We start from the raw sequence: 18,547 nt of genomic DNA, 5'->3' as shown, positions 1-18,547 counted from the left end.
AACACCCTACTCCGGGCAATTATTCGTCATTCATCATTCGAAAAATTCGTTACTCAAAACTATTTCCCGAATCGATACCCAATAACCAAAGTCGTTGGTATATCCCAATTCAAGAAGGGAACATCATCCAGGTTAACGGGCTCTGCGTTGCCAATACCTTTGATGTTGTACACAAAAGCACGTCCAAAACCAATGTTGAAGTCGAAGTGGAGGCGTTCGTTGCGGGCGAAGGTTTTAAAACCTACCAGGAACCCTCCCGAAAAACGATTGGTGTTGTACTCATCGGCCTCCTCGGCAGTACTGCGCGCTTTGCCGGAGGAATAGCGGGTATACAAGCCCGTATAAAACTTGTTGAGGCCAATTTCGCTGGGATTGAAATAATAACGACCATTGACACCAAAACGCAAGGTGGTGTTTTTGAGGTCATCACCTTCATCAAAGTTGATTTTGTTCCAGGACCCGCCTACAATGGCTTCCAACCCAAAATTGTCGGCCAGGCCAAATTCGCTACGTAGATTCAGTGTTCCGAACAATGGACCCAGTGGGCCAACTTTTACATCTACTTGGGCAAAGGAAGAGCTGATTGCAGCCATACAAATGACTACAGCAAGGATTAATTGCTTCTGCATGTTTAACAGTTGATTAGGTGTAGAAAAGTGTTTTGTGAGCTTGAATTATAAATGTTATAACTCTTATGTCGGGTGTAAAGTTCCTCTAATCTGCTTTTATATTCAAGCTTCTTAGAGGAACTTTAACTTATTTTAAAACTTTTTAACGCAATTTTCCAACTGCTTCGGCGATGCGTTTGATTGCTTCGTTCAACTCTGCCTCAGAAGCAGCATAAGAAATCCGGAAACAGTTGTCGGCCCCAAATGCTACGCCTGAAACAGTAGCAACATGGGCCTTCATCATCAAGTAGTCACAAAAGTCGTTGGCGTCGTTGATGGCTGTTTCACCATCAGTGGTGCCGAAGTAAGCACTGATGTCGGGGAAGATGTAAAAAGCTCCTTGTGGCTGATTGACCTTGAACCCAGGGATTTTGCTCAAACCAACAATCACCAGATCACGGCGTTTGAGGAATGCTTCCCGCATTTCATAGGTCGGTGTCATATCCGCCAACAGGGCATAGGCCGCTGCCTTTTGGCTAAAGGAGTTGGCCCCGGAGGTTACCTGACCCTGGATTTTGGTACAAGCGTCGGCCAACCACGCGGGCGCACCGATGTAGCCCAGGCGCCAGCCTGTCATGGCGTAACCTTTGGCAAAGCCATTGACGGTCACTGTTTGGTTCTTTACGTTGTCAAAAGCACCAATACTGACGTGTTTTTCACCAAAATTGATGAATTCGTAAATCTCGTCCGAAACGATGAGGATGTCTTCGTGTTGAGCGATCACATCGGCAATGGCTTTCAATTCCTCGTGTGAGTATACCATCCCGGTTGGGTTGGATGGAGAGGAGAAGATAATGGCCTTGGTGCGCTCGGTGATGGCTGCGGCGATTTCGGAAGCGGGTACTTTGTAATCTTGCTCAAAGCTCGACTTGAGGATCACCGACTTGCCTTCGGCCAATTCTACAATCGCCGAATAAGATACCCAATAAGGAGCCAGGATGATCACTTCATCACCTGGATCCAGAATGGAAAGGAAAATATTGGCCAGAGATTGTTTGGCACCATTCGATACCACAATCTGGTTGAGGTTGTAATCCAGGTTGTTGTCGCGTTTGAATTTCACCTTGATGGCTTCCCGCAGCTCCTGTAACCCTGCTACTGGCGTGTATTTGGTAATGCCATCATCCAGCGCTTTTTTAGCTGCTTCCTTGATGTGGCTGGGGGTATCAAAATCCGGCTCCCCCAAACTCAGGTTGATCACATTGTGGCCCTGGGCTTTGAGTTCCCGAGCCATTGCCGCCATTTTAAGCGTCTCGGATTCTGCCATCTGCAGTACGCGCTGAGACAGACGAGAGGTAGTCGCAACAGACATGTTTTGAGTTTTTTTAATGATTAAAACCTAAGGCTGTCAGTAAATGGTTAGGCAAAAAATGACCTTAGGCAAAAATGCGATCAGGACAATCGACAGCAAAAGTACGTGCAAAGTCGCAAAGAACCAAAGAAATTTGGCTATAGGGCGATAAAAAAATAAGTGTTCATTTTGCTAGAGGATTAGATAATAAAACGGTTCATTTTAAGTGGCTTATCTAATCATCTAGCTCAAGAAAAATGAACATTTATTTTTGCCCACTACTATGGAGACTCTGAATTGAGCAAAATCAACAAATGTCAGCCCCGAATAATGACCATTGCTTCCTTTTTCGCCACTAAAAAGTTGCTATCTTTCCCCCTCGAAGAAATCGTTCCAATGAAAGACAAGCTTTTGACACTCGAACAAAAAATCGCTGAGGCCCGGCTCGGCGGTGGGCAGCAACGGATTGATGCTCAACATAAAAAAGGAAAACTGACCGCACGTGAACGCGTCCATTTTTTACTTGATCCGGGTTCGTTTGAAGAGGTGGGGATGCTGGTCCAGCACCGTTGTCGGGATTTTGGCATGGAAACCCAACACTTCCTGGGCGATGGGGTCATTACGGGATACGGTACCATTGATGGGCGTTTGGTGTATGTTTTTTCACAGGATTTTACCGTCTTCGGAGGCTCTCTTTCAGAAGCACATGCCGAGAAGATTTGTAAAATTATGGATCTGGCCATGCGCAATGGCGCCCCGGTGATTGGTTTGAACGACTCTGGTGGGGCCAGGATTCAGGAAGGGGTGGCTTCTTTAGGGGGCTACGCCGATATTTTTTACCGGAATGTAATGGCATCAGGGGTAGTGCCACAAATTTCTGCCATCATGGGGCCGTGTGCTGGGGGCGCAGTGTATTCACCTGCCATGACCGACTTTATCATTATGGTGCAGGATACCTCCTACATGTTTGTAACAGGGCCAAACGTAGTAAAAACGGTCACCAACGAGGACGTAAGTTCGGAAGACCTTGGGGGGGCTAGTGCCCACTCTAGCAAATCTGGCGTGACCCATCTCACTGCTGCGAACGACATTGATTGTTTGCAAAAAATCCGCCAACTGGTCAGCTACATGCCCCAAAACTGTGAAGAAAAACCAGGGCTAAAGGCTTATGAATTGGGTGAAGAATGGAGGGAAGAATTGCGCAACATCGTACCCGACAACCCCAATCAACCCTACGACATGCGCGATGTCATCAATGGCATTGTGGATGAGGCTTCATTTATGGAAGTGCAGGAGTCCTTTGCTGAAAACATCGTGGTAGGTTTTGCCCGTTTGGCCGGGCGAAGCATCGGGATCATTGCCAATCAACCGATTAGCCTGGCCGGGGTATTGGATGTGAACAGCTCCCGCAAAGGTGGACGTTTTGTCCGTTTTTGCGATAGCTTTAATATTCCCTTGTTGGTGTTGGTTGACGTACCTGGCTTTTTGCCGGGAACCGACCAGGAGTGGAACGGGATCATAGTCAATGGAGCCAAGTTGCTCTACGCATTCAGCGAGGCCACCGTGCCACGGATTACGGTCATCACACGCAAAGCCTATGGCGGGGCTTACGATGTGATGAACTCAAAACACATCGGTGCTGATTTGAATTACGCCTGGCCCGGAGCAGAAATTGCCGTGATGGGAGCGAAAGGCGCCTCGGAAATCATCTTCCGCAAAGAAATCATGGAAGCGGAGGACCCAGAGGCCATGCTCCTTCAAAAAGAAAAAGAATACCAGGAGGCTTTTGCGCATCCATATCAGGCCGCAGCCCGCGGCTATATCGACGAAGTTATCGATCCCTGCCTGACCCGCCGCAAACTCATCAAGGCATTTGCTTCGATCGAAAACAAGGTGGCGCATTTGCCGAAGAAAAAACATGGAAACATTCCTTTATAGAGATGAAAGATAAGAGATGAAAGATGCTACCGCAGCGTTTTTGATAATGACCTTGTCTGAGTCTCTGCGGCAGCATCTTTCATCTCTGATCTTTCATCTTTCATCTCTAATTTCCCTATTTTTGCCCCACAACAAAACAATTGGGTAAGTGACCATGCCCAATTTCTAAAGTCTAAATTAAAAAAGAGCTTATGAAAAAGTTATCTAACTTCAGCATCTGGCTGTTGTTTTTACTTCCCATGACCACCTTGTTTGCCCAAAACATTCAGGAAAACGAACGCACCATGAGCCAGGGCTCCAAACCTGGTTTTGCCATGAACGTCAGTGATTTGGACGCCAAAGAAACAGAGCGTTTGTGGATCGATTATTTGAAGGATTCCAAGGCTAAAACCAAAAAAGACCGCAAAACCAATGAGGTAGTTGCCGACGACGCTTCCATACCCGCCATTAGCACCAACTTAATGGATATTTACGCCACTTTTACCGAGCGCAACAAACAAACGGAAATCATAGTTTGGGTTGATTTGGGAGGCGCATTTTTGGCCCGTCGCCAACACCCTGATAAAATTGATGCCTTTGAGCAGTGGTTGAGCGAGTTTGGCCGCCGTACCCGCGTGCGTAAAATCGAACTGGAGCAGGAGGCCGAAGAATTGGTGTTCAAAGACCAGAAAAAAGAATTCGACAAATTGATCAAAGAAGAAGAACGCCTGAAAAAAGAAATCGCCGACGCTGAACAACGCATCAATCAAGCGAAAAAAGAACTGGAAATCAACAACGCCAATCAGAACAATCGCCGCCAGGAAATGGAACGGCAGCAGATGAAAATCCAGGAGATTGAGGCGAAGAAGAAGCGGGTAGAGTAAGTGAAAAGTGAAAAGTGAAAAGCTGGTCAACTTTTCACTTTTCACTTTTCACTCACTTCACCACCTTCACATTATCCAATCTAAACGTCGTGGTATTCGTCGTCTTGTCCCCCTTGTGCTGGAAGCCAATGTAAATTGTCCCACTGTACCCACTCACGTCGATATTCCCCGATTGCACCCAATCGTAGTTTGCATCGGCTGCACTAGGCATTTTGAAGGTCAGTTTTTTCCAGGTCGCCTTGTCGATGTTGGTGCCATCGAAGTCGTTGGAAATGTAAACGGTCAGACCATCGTGCTTGTAAAAAGCCTGGGCACTTTCAAAAGTCAAGGTTTTTGCCTCTTCGGCCTTGATGCCGGGCGTAATCAACCACATTTCATTTTCGGTATCGGTACTTTGGAAAGCGGTTGCCTCTGCAAAGAAGTTGCCCGAAAAAGATTTGGTCAACCAGGTACGGGTACCTGTTACCGACTTGTTCACCCAGCCCGTAACTTTCACCGCCTGATTGACGGTGCCGCTGCTGAAACTTTCGTCCAGCAGGTTGTTGGTGCTAGTGCCACCACCGCCGCCAGTCACCACGATGTCATTCAGGTTGCGGGGCGTAATTTGAGCAGTATTGAATTGGGAAACAATGCCCACCAAATCCAGGTTTTTGCCTACTGGTAATGCCGAACCCGAAAAAGTAGCCTGGCTGCGGGTAAATACCACTACCTGACCTGTAGAGTCGGTCAAAGTTTTGGAACCGCTGTAGGTGCCACTGGCGCTGAAACTACCTTTCACCACTTTCACCAAGGTAGATTCCCAGGCATTCAGGTTGGCCACGATTTGAGCGGCGCTAGCTACCCGTGGGGTTGGCAATTGGCCTGCACCATTGATTTTGGCGAGGTTGTTGTCTATGTTGTTTACTTGCAGCAAACCGTTGAATTCAGAAAGCTCCTGGCCTGAAACGGTTACTTCCACCTCCTGACCAAGGTTCAGTTCGTGGTTGCTCTTGAAGCGTACCACTACTCCTGCCACTCCGTCCTGGATCACAGCGTTGCGTGGGTCCGTATTGCCAGCAGCACGGTCAGAGATGACGACACCCTTGATTTTTTTATCCGCTGGAATACTTAGGGTTGTGCCTTTGTGTAGGGCCCGCAAATCGGCCACACTCATCAATTGGCCGCCCCCACCTGTCCCGGCACCTGCGCAGCGTACTCCGGTCATGGCGGCATCACTTGCGTCGCGGATGACCAATTGTTTGGTGCTGCCAAATACAGTGTAGATGGCCGTCAGGGAACCCTTTTTGCTGGGGGTTTTATCCTTGGCAAAATCGGCATAGCCGCTACTGCGCACAATGATGGTGCCGCCGTTGCAATCCTGGAGGTTGCGGTTGACGGACAACAACTTCACCGCGTCTGCCCAGGTTTGGTTGGTGTCTGCTGAGGCAAACTCAACATTTTCCAATTTAACCAAAGTGTTGATCTGAGCTGAAGTCAGGCTGTTGATGGTCGCCACGGTGGGCGTAATAGGTTGGTCTTTAGCCGTTGCAAAAACGTGTTGAGGGATCAACAATTCTTCGATGGCATCGGTTACGCTACCATTCAGCTGATGTACGCCATTGTAATCACCAATGTAGAGGTTTTTGCAGCGCACTGCCACTTTGGTGCCAATCGGGAAGGTATTGTATAGACCACTGGCGTTCATCCGTACACTGATCCCGCCGGTGGCGTCCTGGATGACGATGTTTTCAAAAAAATTGCCCGAGCGGTCGTCGGCTACCACGATGCCTTCGATGATCAGGTCTTCCGTGATTTTGGAAGCTGTAGCCCCAATGACGTGTTTCTTCTTGAGCACATCGATGGTGGTATTGCCTGTCAACTGGGGAAGATCCGTAACCGGTGGCTCGTCAAACATTTGATCCACACAACTCACCATACCAATGGCCAGTAGGGCAGTCAGGGCTATCAGGAATGAAAACTTTTTCATGTTTAAAAATATAAAGGTTGAGAGATGTAAATATTAAAGGCGCAAAGCTAAACTTACAAAGTAGTTGCGGCCATAGCTGTAGAAGTAGTTGCTGGGGAAACGGTTGACATCTTTGGTCTCATAATCGAAGCGGTATTGTTCAAAACCACCCGTGATGAAGTCCTTTTTGTCCAGGATATTGTTTACCCCTACATTCAAATACAGGAAAACGTTGCGTATCTTCCAGGATTTCCCACCAAAAAAATCCACGGTATAGGCCGCAGGCGCTTTTTCCTGTTCAATGATGGTTTTCCACAGCGGTGAACCAGGCTCCACCACCTGATTGGAAAATTCCGGATTGTTCACATAAGAAACGGCACTCACCGTGCGGCGATCGGGGTTGAAATCCAGGTAAATGTCGTCGAAGTAGTTGAAGTTGAAGTTGGCAAACCAAAACTTCGGCGAATTGTAGCTGATGCCAATGGTGCCTGCGGTTTGAGGCATGTTGGGCACAAAGAAATTTTTGATGTAGGCCACGTCTTCGCGGAGTTTGGAGGCCAGGTTGTCCAGGTATACCTCAATGGTGGGGCGGGAGGTATAGATGTATTGGCCCGCTGCCAGCGCGGTGCTGGCTTTCCAACCCGGTGAGAAGGCCCATTCCAGACCAAATTCGATCCCGGCATGCTGGGTATTGATGCCCGACATGGTGTAGTTGACAAAACCACCAGAAGCGGTACCGTCGTCTTCAATCAGGGCATTGTCCAGGTAGAAATTGTTGATGCGGTTCTGGTTTTTGATTTGGGTGTAATACCCGATCAAACGCCCCTTGAGGTAAGGCGAACGCAACAAATATCCTCCTTCAATACTGGTGATGTTTTCGGTACTCAAACCCGGTAAAATCTGATCCCGCGTCCGTGGTGACACATACGCATTGCGCACCTGTGGGGCTTGCACCATGTAAGCAGCGTTGAGCATGAAATAATTGCGGCCATCGGCTTTGAAGGTCAGGCCAGCTTTGGCAGCGTATTCCAGGAAGCTCTGTTTCGGTGCTTCACCACCGGAATTCTCAGGGAATTTTCCATTGGTGACATTGCCTTTGCGCCAGAAGCTGGTATTGCCCAACGAACCACTCACAAACAAATCAAATTTGGGCAAATAAAACTCTAGTTGCGCCCAGGAGTTGTAGCGGCGGTGTTCGTTGGTATAGTCCCAACCAAATTTGTAGCCCTCTTTCAAGATGCGATTGGGGGTATTGATGTCATTTTGGATAAAAGAGCCTCCACCCGTGGTATCAATGAACTCAGCGAACTTGTCGATGTCGAGGTAAAAATCGCCACCGAGCAGGTCGTTAATGGTTTTGAAGTTGTGGTTGCTTTGTTGTTGGTAGCAGACCCCGCCAGAAACCTTGAGTAACTCGCTGATGGAACTTTCAATATTGGAGTTGAAAGACAAGAGGCTGCGGTCGAAGCGGCGCTCTTCAACCACGTATTGGGAGCGTTTGCCAGTCACGGAGTTGCCTGGGATGCCGTTGGCGTTGTTGACCGTCAAGGTATTGCCCCGGTTGGTATTGTAAAGGTAAGCCCAGTCAATTTGGCGTAGGGCTTCGTTTTCACGCAGCAATTTTTCCACTTCTACGGCCTGATCACTTTCGATGTAGCTGGGCAAGCGGCGGTAGTAATTGGGACGCGGGTCACGGGCTTCGTACCAGTCCAGGGCCGTGGTACCATTGCGTCCGGTTTGGTAACCGATGGCAGTAGTCAGGCGGGTTTTTTCCTGGATTTGCCAGTCATGGCGCAAGACTGCCAGTGGTTGATGGGTGTTTTGGACCCGGGCATTGCGCTTTTCCCCCTCCTGGTAGCCCCAAAAGGAGTTGTAATAATTGCTGCCAGCCAGGTCGTACATTTCCTGGGTAGCAGGGGCGCTGCGGCCTCTTTTTACGGGTGAACCTAGGGCGGTAAAACTTAGGAAGTGATTGTCGTTCAATTTTTTTTCTACCCCAACAAAATAGGCATTGGCGTCGTAAAAAGTACCGTCGATGTAGCCTTCCTGCGCCCAACGACGGGAGGCTGATACGGTAAAAGCCCAGCCACTAGCGGTCAGACCAGTGCTATAGGTAGCCATGACCCGATTGCGGTAAGCGCGGTTGGACGCCGCGTAAGAAACCCGCAACTGGGGGCGGTGGTGTGAAGCCCGCACATCTAGGGCAGTGATGCCACCCAAGCCGCCAAACCCATTGGCATTAGGGGCCAGACCTACGGAAGCAGTACGGCTGCGCACCACGTCGTTGAGGCCACTCCAGAGGTTCCAGCCCGGGAAACCGGTTTCCACATCGTTGATGGGAATGCCGTTGAAAAACAGTTCGTTGTGCTGGCCATCGTACCCGCGCATGCGGAAGTTGGTGAAGCTGAACTGAAAAGAGGCGGCACTGACAAATACGTCGTTGGAAGCGGTCAACAAACCGGATACGTTCTGGTCGCCATCGCTGTCCAGGTCGTTTTCGCTGAGGGTGACGACCGGCACAAACTCTTCGGCAGAGAGGGCATCGGTACCTTCTTTGCTTTCCAATTTGACAGTTCCAAAGTTGACCCGATTGCGGCCCTGGGGTTCTACACTTACTTGTTTCTCCTGAAAACCGGACTTAAAAATGGAAATCACCAATTGAGTAGACTGGCCAATGTTGGCTTTGAATTCAACATTTCCTTCAGCATCGCTGAAAAAGGTTTGAGTCGGAAGGCGGATTTCGGCACCGACTATACCTCGCCCGGTAGCCGCATCCAGCACCTGGCCCCTGACTTCTACCTCCTGCGCCAAGAGGCTCAATGGCAATAAAATCAGGCCGAGCTGAATCAACAGGCTCTTGATTCTAATGAACATAATTGATCTTTAAGTGGCAAATAAAACGGGTTGAAATTAAATACGATTTGAACAATAACCCACCTGCTTATAATTCTTTAGCAGTATGTTAATGTTAAATTTACATGGATGGACGAACAATAATGAAAGCTTGTATTTCCTTTGCAAAAGAATTCGAAACGTAAAACGCATGAGAAACGCAAATCGCTGCTGCGCTATTATTCTTCCGCTGATTTTATTTTTTACCAACCATTTTTCGCTCAATGGGCAGGATCGCTACAAGATCGCCGCCATTGGTTTTTACAACCTGGAGAATCTTTTTGACTTGGTCAATGACACAACGATCAATGACGAAGACTTTTTGCCTACGGGTTCCTACGTTTGGACGGAGGACAAATACCGCCACAAACAGGCCCATATGGCCAAGGTGATTGCGGAGTTAGGCACTGACAAAACCCCCGACGGGGTAGCCATTCTGGGGGTAGCAGAAGTAGAAAACCGCCTGGTTCTGGAAGACTTGGTGAATGAACCCGCCATTGTAGCCCGCAATTACCAAATTGTGCATTACGACTCGCCGGATGAGCGGGGCATTGATGTTGGACTTTTGTACAACCCCAAATATTTTAAGGTGACTGCGAGCAAAAGCTTGCCCGTATTGATCTATCAAGGTGACGAGCGCAACTTTACCCGCGACGTGCTGCTGGTAAGTGGAGTGTTTGATGGCGAGCCCATTCACGTAATGGTCAACCACTGGCCTTCGCGCAGCGGGGGCGAAAAAGTATCCGAACCCTGGCGGGTAGCCGCGGCGATGGTGTGCAAAAAGGCTTGCGACTCCTTGCTCCAACAAGATCCTAACGCCAAATTTGTCGTCATGGGTGACCTCAATGATGACCCCGTAAACAACAGTGTAAGAGAGGTTTTGCGGGGCAAAAAAGACAAGGAGGAAGTGCGCAAAGGGGATACTTTTAACCCTTTTTACAATCTCTACAAAAAAGGTCTGGGCACTTTGGCTTACCGAGATGCCTGGAGTTTGTTTGATCAAATTATCCTGTCTCCCGCCTGGATCCAAGCTGAAGTGGGGGGCTACCAGTATTTTCAGGCCAATGTACATGGGCCCAATTACCTGCGACAGCAGTCCGGTCAGTACAAGGGTTATCCGTTTCGGTCTTATGTAGGTAGTTCGTTTGAAGGGGGGTATAGTGATCACTTTCCGACGTATTTTTATTTGGTGAAGAAAATTTGAATGGGGAAAAATGGGTATACCCTAAGGAGGTATGTAGTAGATTCCAATGTTAAGTTTTTGCTTTTTGAGAAATTAGCAACTAGTGATTTGCCCGGGTTTCGGAAAGGCAGTATTACCTTTGTAAAACAACGACCTTTTATATCTAACTTGGACAAATCACAATCTCGCATGAAAAGAATTTTACAATTCTGGTTCACTGCAATTCTACTTTTGCACCTTGCCAGTACCCATTCGTTCGCACAATTGAGCGCTGGAGATATCGCCTTTGTCGGCTATAACGCTGATGGAAATGATGGCTTTGCCTTCATCGCGCTCAATAAAATTCCTGCTGGAACGGTGATCCACTTCCAAGACAATGAGTGGAATGGTTCAGCTATTGGCTCTGGTGGGGCTTTTAATACAGGAGAAGGCAGCACCACTTGGACAAATGGTGGAAGTGATATAACGCCAGGTACGGTCGTTGAACTGCTTAATACTTCTAATTCAGGATCACGAGCAGTTAACATTGGTACCCTAAGTGGTGGAACGCTATCATTTTCGGGCTCTGGTGAGTCAATTTTCGCTTTTCTTGGGACCAATGCGACAACGCCTTCCTCTTTTCTAGCTGCAATTACAAGTAACAATGGTGGTTTCTCTGGTGCTACCACAAGTGGCTTACTTACTGGCACAGACCTGACTGCAGGTTCTACTGCATTGGTGCTCCCTGGAACAGGTGGGGCCGATGTTGCTGCATACAATCCAACTGCTGGAGGTTCTTCGTTCGCATCAAAAGGCACTGCGTTATCCGCATTCAACAATCCGTCCAACTGGGTTGCCCAGGACGCTTCAGGAGATCAAGATGCTGATGCCACTTCCCCTGATGCCCCATTCCTTACAGATGATCAATCCCCTCTCAAAAGCATTACCTTTTCCATTGGGGTCAACCTTTCAGTAAATTTCTCCTCGGGTACAGAAGCCGCTCAAACGGTTATCACCGTCAAGGCTACTGCTTCCGCAGCGGTTACTGGAGATCAGACCCTTTCACTTGCCGTAACTGGAACTGGGATCACAGCAGGAGATTATAATTTGAGTATTGCAACCATCACCATTATGGGTGGTCAAACTATGGGCTCAGTAACCTTCACTATTCTAGACGATACTGACGTTGAAGGACTGGAAACCGCTACCTTGACCATCAGCAGCCCCTCAGCAGGCATTACGCTTGGTGCGACTACAACCCAAGACATTACCATAACAGACAATGATTCCGCTCCAAGTACAACCATTGATCTTTCTACCTATGTCCGTATCGGTCGCTACAACTTGCCAGTGCCTTTACGTGCCACTGCACCAATGGGCAACCAGTTGGCGCTGGAAGTATCTGCGGTCACTTACAATCCAGTTAATGGCAACTTATATGTTTTAGGCGACGAAGGAACTTCCATCGTTGAAGTCGGCAAAAATGGGCAGTTGATCAGCACCATGACGCTTACAACAGGTGATTTTCTCGATCCAGAAGGACTGACTCACTTCAGTGGCAGTCAGTTTGTATTGGTTGAAGAACGTGAACGCCAAGCCAACCTCTTCACATATGTGGCGGGTGGCACCCTTTCCAGAGCAAACGTGCAAAGCGTAAAATTGGGTACAACCATTGGCAATATTGGCTTAGAAGGTATCTCCTACGATCCACAAACAGGTGGATATATTTTGGTAAAAGAAATAACCCCTCAGGGCATCTTCCAGACGGGGATTGACTTTGGCGCAGGTACCGCTACCAATGGTTCGCCAAGTACCGTAAACTCGACTAATTTATTTGATCCAGCCCTGGCAGGCCTTACTGATATTGGCGATGTATACGCGCTTTCCAATCTGCCGACTCCGCTTACCGACGACAACCTGTTGGTGTTGAGCCAAGAAGATGGCAAGGTCATCAATATTGATCGTACGGGTAGCATTGCCAACTTCTTGTCGATCACTACGGATCCAGGGAATCCACTCAACGTAGCTGAACAAGGGCACGAAGGTGTGGCTATGGACAATGCTGGCTTACTTTACATCGTGAACGAGCAAGGTGGGGGTGATGGCAATCATCCACAGTTGTGGGTTTATGCACCTGCTACTTATGTTTATTCAAACGCTGCTCCAGTTGAAGTCAGCGTTGCTAATCCCCCCGCCAGTTTGCCTGAAAACACCAGTACCGCATCCCGAGTCAAAGTTGGCAACATCATTGTAAGTGATGACGCTTTGGGCACCAATGTGCTCAGCCTAACGGGCGCCGATGCTGCTGCTTTTGAAATAGTTGGCAATGAGTTGTTCCTCAAAGCGGGAACAGTGCTTGATTTTGAAACCAAGCCTAGCTACAGTGTCACCATCAATGTGGATGATGCCAGTGTAGGTGTTTCTCCCGATGCCAGTAGAGCCTTTACTTTAACAATCAGTGATGTTTTTGATAACCCCTCTCCTTTGTGCATCACAGAGGTCGCCCCATGGTCTAGTGGCAATAGCCCTGGCGTTTTGGCCGATTGGTTTGAGGTGACCAACACAAGCGCTGCCGCTGTAGACATCACTGGCTGGAAAATAGACGACGATTCGGGTAGCTTTGCTAATGCAAGTGCACTCAGTGGTGTGACTAGCATTGCAGCAGGCCAGTCCGTTATCTTCGTTGATGGAGATGCAACCAAAATAACGGCCTTCATCAATGTTTGGTTTGGCGGCACACTTCCCTCTGGAGTGCTTATCGGTAACTATGGAGGTCCGGGACTAGGCGCCGGCGGTGATGCGGTGAATCTCTTTGACGCCAGTGGCAACTTGATTATAGGAGTGACTTTTGGGGCATCTCCTTCGGCTTCACCTTTTGCTACTTTTGATAATACAGCATGCGACCCTGCGGTTTCGACTTTGAGCGAAGAAGGTGCTAATGGAGCATATGATGTGGTAGATGGAACTGTTACGCTGATTGGCTCGCCAGGAAGTATCGAGTGCGCTGCGCCTACCGCAACCATCAGTGGCGGCGGCAGTGTATGTTCACCTGCCACTACGGCTACAGTAACCATCACTGGGACGCCCAAAGCCATCGTTGTACTTTCAGACAATACCATGGTGACCATCGAAGGAGATGGTAGCACTGATGTTAGCCTGGGTGCTGGAACGTATACCATTAGTAGTGTAACTTCGGCAGCGCCGGTATCTTGCCCGGGTACGGGGAGTGGTACGGCCATGGTGACAATACAAGCACCCACGCCAAGTCCAGTTTTTGCTGATGATGCCAATTGTACCACGCCAAATGGTGACGTATGTGTAGGTACCAAACTGAGTTTCAGTGTTGATGCCAATGCATCGAGCAACTTGCCCAATGGTTCAGTGATCGAATGGGTATTGGACGCGAACAACAACGGTGATGTATACGATGAAGCCAATTCGGCCGTTTTGGCTACTCAAACCGTTACCAAAAATACAGTAACCCTACCTAGCGGAAGTCCAGTGATCAATGAAATTTTGTTCAACGCGACCACCGAAACCGGCACAACGAATGGAGAAGGCTGGGAAATAGCGGGCACTCCAGGGACAGACATCAGCTGTTTTTATTTCACTGACGGTGATTTTGTCGTTCAAATTCCCAATAATACCGTGATACCGGCTGACGGTTTTTATGTAGTTGGTGGAAATGCTGCGGATAACTCCTGGAGCGCGGCTAGAGATTTGTCCTTAGGTGCTGTTTCTGGGTTGGGAAGTTTAACCAACGGCGGCGAATATTTGGCGCTATTCAATGCAAGTAATACATTTGTGAATGGGGTGATTTGGGGAAGCCCTTCTGCTCCTAATTCACCTGGTGGAGCTACTGCGATTTCTAACGCTGCGCTGATCGTTGCTGGTTCAGGTTGCCCTGCTTTGCCATCAGCTTCAACGATTGCCTCCTCAATTGTTTCCGAAGCTAGTAATTTCACTTCAGTCGGTGCAGTTTCCACTACAGACGAGCAGTCAATCGAACGATCCACCGACGTTACCGGCACTTGGCAGGTCAATGCTGCCCCAGGCAACACCCCAAATTCCCTGGGCTTTAGCAATCAAGGGGCAAATACGATTCCCTATACTTTTTCGCCTGCTTGTGCAGAGTATACTGTTTTAGCTGGTGACTGCAACACTACCCTCCGCATTCGCCCTCGTATATCACCAGTAACTACAACATGTTTCACTGGCAATAACCAACCTACCTTAGCTGAAAAGACCTACACCGTAATATGCCCAACTGCCAGTGTAGTAGCGGCTAGCAATGAACCGGTTTGTGAAGGTGCCGACGCAGTATTCAATATCACCGGACCAGCCAACGGAAAAGTCACCTACACATTGGGGAATGGATCGGTTGCGGTTGATCTGGATGCTCAAGGAGTTGCAACGGTGACGACTTCCACCGCTAACGGAAACGTTACCCTTACCCTGGAAAAAGTAGAACTGAGCGGGTGTACTACTACTTTGAAAGGCAACACTGCTACAGTAACCACTAAAATCTGTTGCAACGCCGTACTGGCCACCACCGATAGTGAAATTTGTGTCGGAGAAAGCACTAATTTGACCATTACAGTAAGCAATGGTTCTGGAAATTATACCATCAGTATCGACGATGGTGACCTCAATACACTATTGCTTACCAACTCTAACTATAGTAATGGTACTCCTATTTCGGTGTCTCCCACTGTTAATACAACGTATACTCTTGTTTCCGTTATGGACAATGGCCTTAGTGCCGAAGTTTGCTCTAAAACTGGAAGCCCTACAATAACCGTATCGCCCCTTCCGAATGCTCCTGCTATTCCAAACTTTGGTGCGTGTGTGGGCGAAAGTACCCGGATTGTGCCACCTTTTACAGCGGGAAGCGCAATCACCGCGACTTATGACTTTGAAAATACTTCTGCCAGAAGAGCTGGTGTTGCAGGTGGAGCAGGGGCTGGCAATATTACTGTCAGTGATATGGCAGTCGGACCTGGGCTTAATCAGACCGGCAATATTTTTGGTGGTACTGCTCCTACCGAAACATCCGCTTTTGCTACGGATCAATGGACGACTAACACGAGCATGGATCCAAATGACTATCTTGAGTTTTGCATAGCTGCTAACGCTGGATATGTGCTTGATTTAAGCAGTTTTCGCTTCGATGCCCAACGTTCAGGTTCAGGAGTAATGAAATACATGCTGGCCTTATCGCTCAATGGAGGTAGTTTCAGCACCATTGGTAGTGAAGGTGACCTTCCTACGTCTTTTGCGGCATTTTCTCAATCCTTGGAGACAGCTGTAATTGGAGCAGAAACCGTTTGTATCCGTATCTACGGCTACAATAGCGGTGCCACTGGTGGTAACCTTCGTATTGATAATGTTGTGTTCTCTGGCACAGTAAGGCCAAATACGCAATACAACTTCTACGATGTAGACCCTACAAACAACCTTTCCCAGCCAATTGCTACAGGCTCCAGCTATGACCCAGCCCCGTCTGTGGGTACTTCAAAGGATATTTGGGTTACCTGTTTGAATGATCAGGGTTGTGAAAGCCTTCCAACTAAAGTGACAGTGACCCTTGCCGACTGCAAATACGAAATCTCTGACCCCTGCACCTGTGCCAAAGCTCCCGCCATCATTGAAAATGGAACGACCTCGAATGACGGCACTTTTAGCGAGAACATTACGGTAAATGCCCCAACTGGTCAAAGCTGGACAGTTAAGCCGTCAGGTAACCTCAACTTGTACTCTGATGATGCGGCTACCATGCTTATTCCGGACAACACCCCATTGGTGGAAACCCCTGCGGGCTCAGGGTTCTACATCATCAAGGGCTACCATAAAGATGGCGTAGGTTATTCCCTAACCGTTACAAATGGTAGAGGTACTGACCTGAGCATTAGCAACCTTTGCAATTATCCAGATCCCCAATTTGCGGGACTTCCCAAACTAGTGGTACCCAATGCGGCACCATTTACAGTAACGGGGCAAGAGTTGAATGGCGCATCTGGGAGTGGTACTTTTGTGCTGGGTACAACTCCCATAACCCTCAATATGCCACCACCACCCCACCAAATCACCATCGATCCAGCCGGTTTGGCTCCGGGATCCACCCATACCCTTAACTTCACGTTCACCGCAAACGATCCTGCCAAAAAGATTTTCTGCGCTAAAACCGTAAGCCAACAGTTTCAAATTGCTCAGTGTGGTTGCCAGGACCTCTTTGTCAGCCTCAACGATAACTGTAAATTTGAACTGACCGCCGATCTCATTTCAGACGGCAACTGTGCCAATGGTACTGTGCGCGTCATGGACAACGACCCCAGCAATGGCAACCTGATCGACTGTGCAGGCGTATGGACTTACGGTCTGTTTGACTCTTTTGGCAATGTCATTTGTTGGGGCAAAGTGACGGCGGAAGATAAAACAGCGCCGATTTTTGTTTGTGCAGATTGGTTCAAAGGCACCTTGGATTGCTACGATGTGGACTTTGTGTTGAACAACCGTCTGACTATAGGAAATGTTGATGCAACTAGCTCTCCACGGCCATCCAATAGCAGCCCTCAAACCTTCAACAATGCCGAAGGTGTAGCCGGGACTGGCGCTTGTAACCTGGTGCCGCCAAGTTTGGTAGCAGACAACATCAACAACCTGGGTTATACCTATTTCAAAGACAATTGTTACAACTGTGGTTGTCGCACAACTGTAAAGTGGAGCGACCGCGTTGTGTTCTACAATTGTGAGCAAATGAAGGAAAATGGCGGGATTTATGCCCGAATTTACCGGACCTGGGTGGCTACTGATTGTAAGGGAATGAGTAGGGATACCGTTCAGGAAATTCCCTTTGCTCGCCCAGCAATTGAGGACTTCGCGTTCAATGGCGATGGTGATGGTGGAAAATATGATCAGGTGGTGGAATACGGCTCTTGTGTGCCAGACAAAGAACTCATCCAAAAATCAGATTACCTGCCTTTGGTGTGTAGTTATTTCAACCGCAAGACTACACCCAGGTTATCACGCTGTTTTTACCTCGATGAAGTAGAATGCAATTACTCTGTGTCGTTCAAGGACACCGAATTTCCAATTTGTGGAGGCAAAGGTGTGAAGATTGATCGGGAGGTGTATGTATTTGATTGGTGTGCAGGCCGGATTGTGGATACGTTCCACGTTTTGATCAAATTTGGAGACTTCTCTGCGCCTTCCCTGGAATATGCCCCTCAGGCGCCCTTTAATATCTCAACAGGCCCAATGGATTGCACAGCCGCTTTCCCCATTTCGGCTACTGGTATTAAGTCAACCTTTGGTGTTGACATCAAAGACAACTGTGCCTTGGGTAACGTAAGCGTAAGTGTTTACACCAAAGACCGTTATGTAAAAGGTATTCTGGTGTATGAAGGCGATGCCAATCCATTCTGTGGAGGTACTTTCCCTGAAGATGGCGTTCATCCTTATGGTATATTGGCAGAAGACCAGTCCTTCCAAAAAGACGACATCTGCTGGGATAAAGTGGAGTATGCAGTAATGAACGGGATGATGATCGGCCTTCCAGTGGGCAAACACCTGATGGTGATTGACGCTTTCGATGGTTGCTACAATGCTTCAACCGCTTACTTTGTATTCGAAGTGAAGGACAAGATTGCCCCTGTAATGAAGTGTGATGATGACTTGCACATCACTTTGAGCAATGCCAATGGTTACACCAACGGATATGCCCAAGTTAGCGCTGCAGACATCGACGAAGGATCATGGGACAACTGTAAGATGGCTTGGATTGCGGTA

8 protein-coding genes are annotated in these 18,547 nt (G+C 48.3%); 4 read left to right on the top strand and 4 right to left on the bottom strand.

The window, feature by feature from the left end:
• Nucleotides 1-59 precede the first annotated feature (59 nt).
• Both SFV55_RS04765 and SFV55_RS04760 read right to left on the bottom strand, forming a co-directional pair.
• Nucleotides 60-629 carry a DUF3575 domain-containing protein gene (locus tag SFV55_RS04765; RefSeq protein ID WP_320028323.1) on the bottom strand — a complete coding sequence of 190 codons (570 nt, stop codon included), beginning with the start codon at nt 627-629 and terminating at the stop codon, nt 60-62.
• Between the two features lie 142 nt (nt 630-771).
• Complete coding sequence (locus tag SFV55_RS04760; RefSeq protein WP_320028322.1) at nt 772-1,980, bottom strand: pyridoxal phosphate-dependent aminotransferase; 1,209 nt, start codon at nt 1,978-1,980, stop codon at nt 772-774.
• 375 nt (nt 1,981-2,355) lie between these two features.
• On the opposite strand from SFV55_RS04760, the gene SFV55_RS04755 reads away from it, so the two are divergent.
• Together SFV55_RS04755 and SFV55_RS04750 are read left to right on the top strand one after the other, a co-directional pair.
• Nucleotides 2,356-3,897 (top strand): acyl-CoA carboxylase subunit beta, encoded by a 1,542-nt coding sequence (locus tag SFV55_RS04755; RefSeq protein ID WP_320028321.1) that lies wholly within the window; start codon nt 2,356-2,358, stop codon nt 3,895-3,897.
• Between the two features lie 191 nt (nt 3,898-4,088).
• Nucleotides 4,089-4,760: a hypothetical protein gene (locus SFV55_RS04750; protein ID WP_320028320.1), complete on the top strand. Its 672-nt coding sequence runs from the start codon at nt 4,089-4,091 to the stop codon at nt 4,758-4,760.
• A gap of 52 nt (nt 4,761-4,812) precedes the next feature.
• Here SFV55_RS04750 and SFV55_RS04745 read toward each other — a convergent pair whose 3' ends face one another.
• Nucleotides 4,813-6,726: a DUF5689 domain-containing protein gene (locus SFV55_RS04745; RefSeq protein WP_320028319.1), complete on the bottom strand. Its 1,914-nt coding sequence runs from the start codon at nt 6,724-6,726 to the stop codon at nt 4,813-4,815.
• 33 nt (nt 6,727-6,759) lie between these two features.
• Nucleotides 6,760-9,579 carry a TonB-dependent receptor plug domain-containing protein gene (locus SFV55_RS04740; protein WP_320028318.1) on the bottom strand — a complete coding sequence of 940 codons (2,820 nt, stop codon included), beginning with the start codon at nt 9,577-9,579 and terminating at the stop codon, nt 6,760-6,762.
• 169 nt (nt 9,580-9,748) lie between these two features.
• On the opposite strand from SFV55_RS04740, the gene SFV55_RS04735 reads away from it, so the two are divergent.
• Nucleotides 9,749-10,801 (top strand): endonuclease/exonuclease/phosphatase family protein, encoded by a 1,053-nt coding sequence (locus tag SFV55_RS04735; RefSeq protein WP_320028317.1) that lies wholly within the window; start codon nt 9,749-9,751, stop codon nt 10,799-10,801.
• A gap of 168 nt (nt 10,802-10,969) precedes the next feature.
• Nucleotides 10,970-18,547, top strand: a 7,578-nt coding sequence (locus SFV55_RS04730; RefSeq protein WP_320028316.1) for an SdiA-regulated domain-containing protein, incomplete at its 3' end; no start/stop codon positions are given.

It is taken from the genome of Haliscomenobacter sp. (assembly GCF_033763495.1).
In the GTDB taxonomy this organism is placed as follows: Bacteria; Bacteroidota; Bacteroidia; order Chitinophagales; family Saprospiraceae; genus Haliscomenobacter.
The sequence above is the reverse complement of the archived record's forward strand: the minus strand, read 5'-3'. Positions and strand labels throughout refer to the sequence as shown.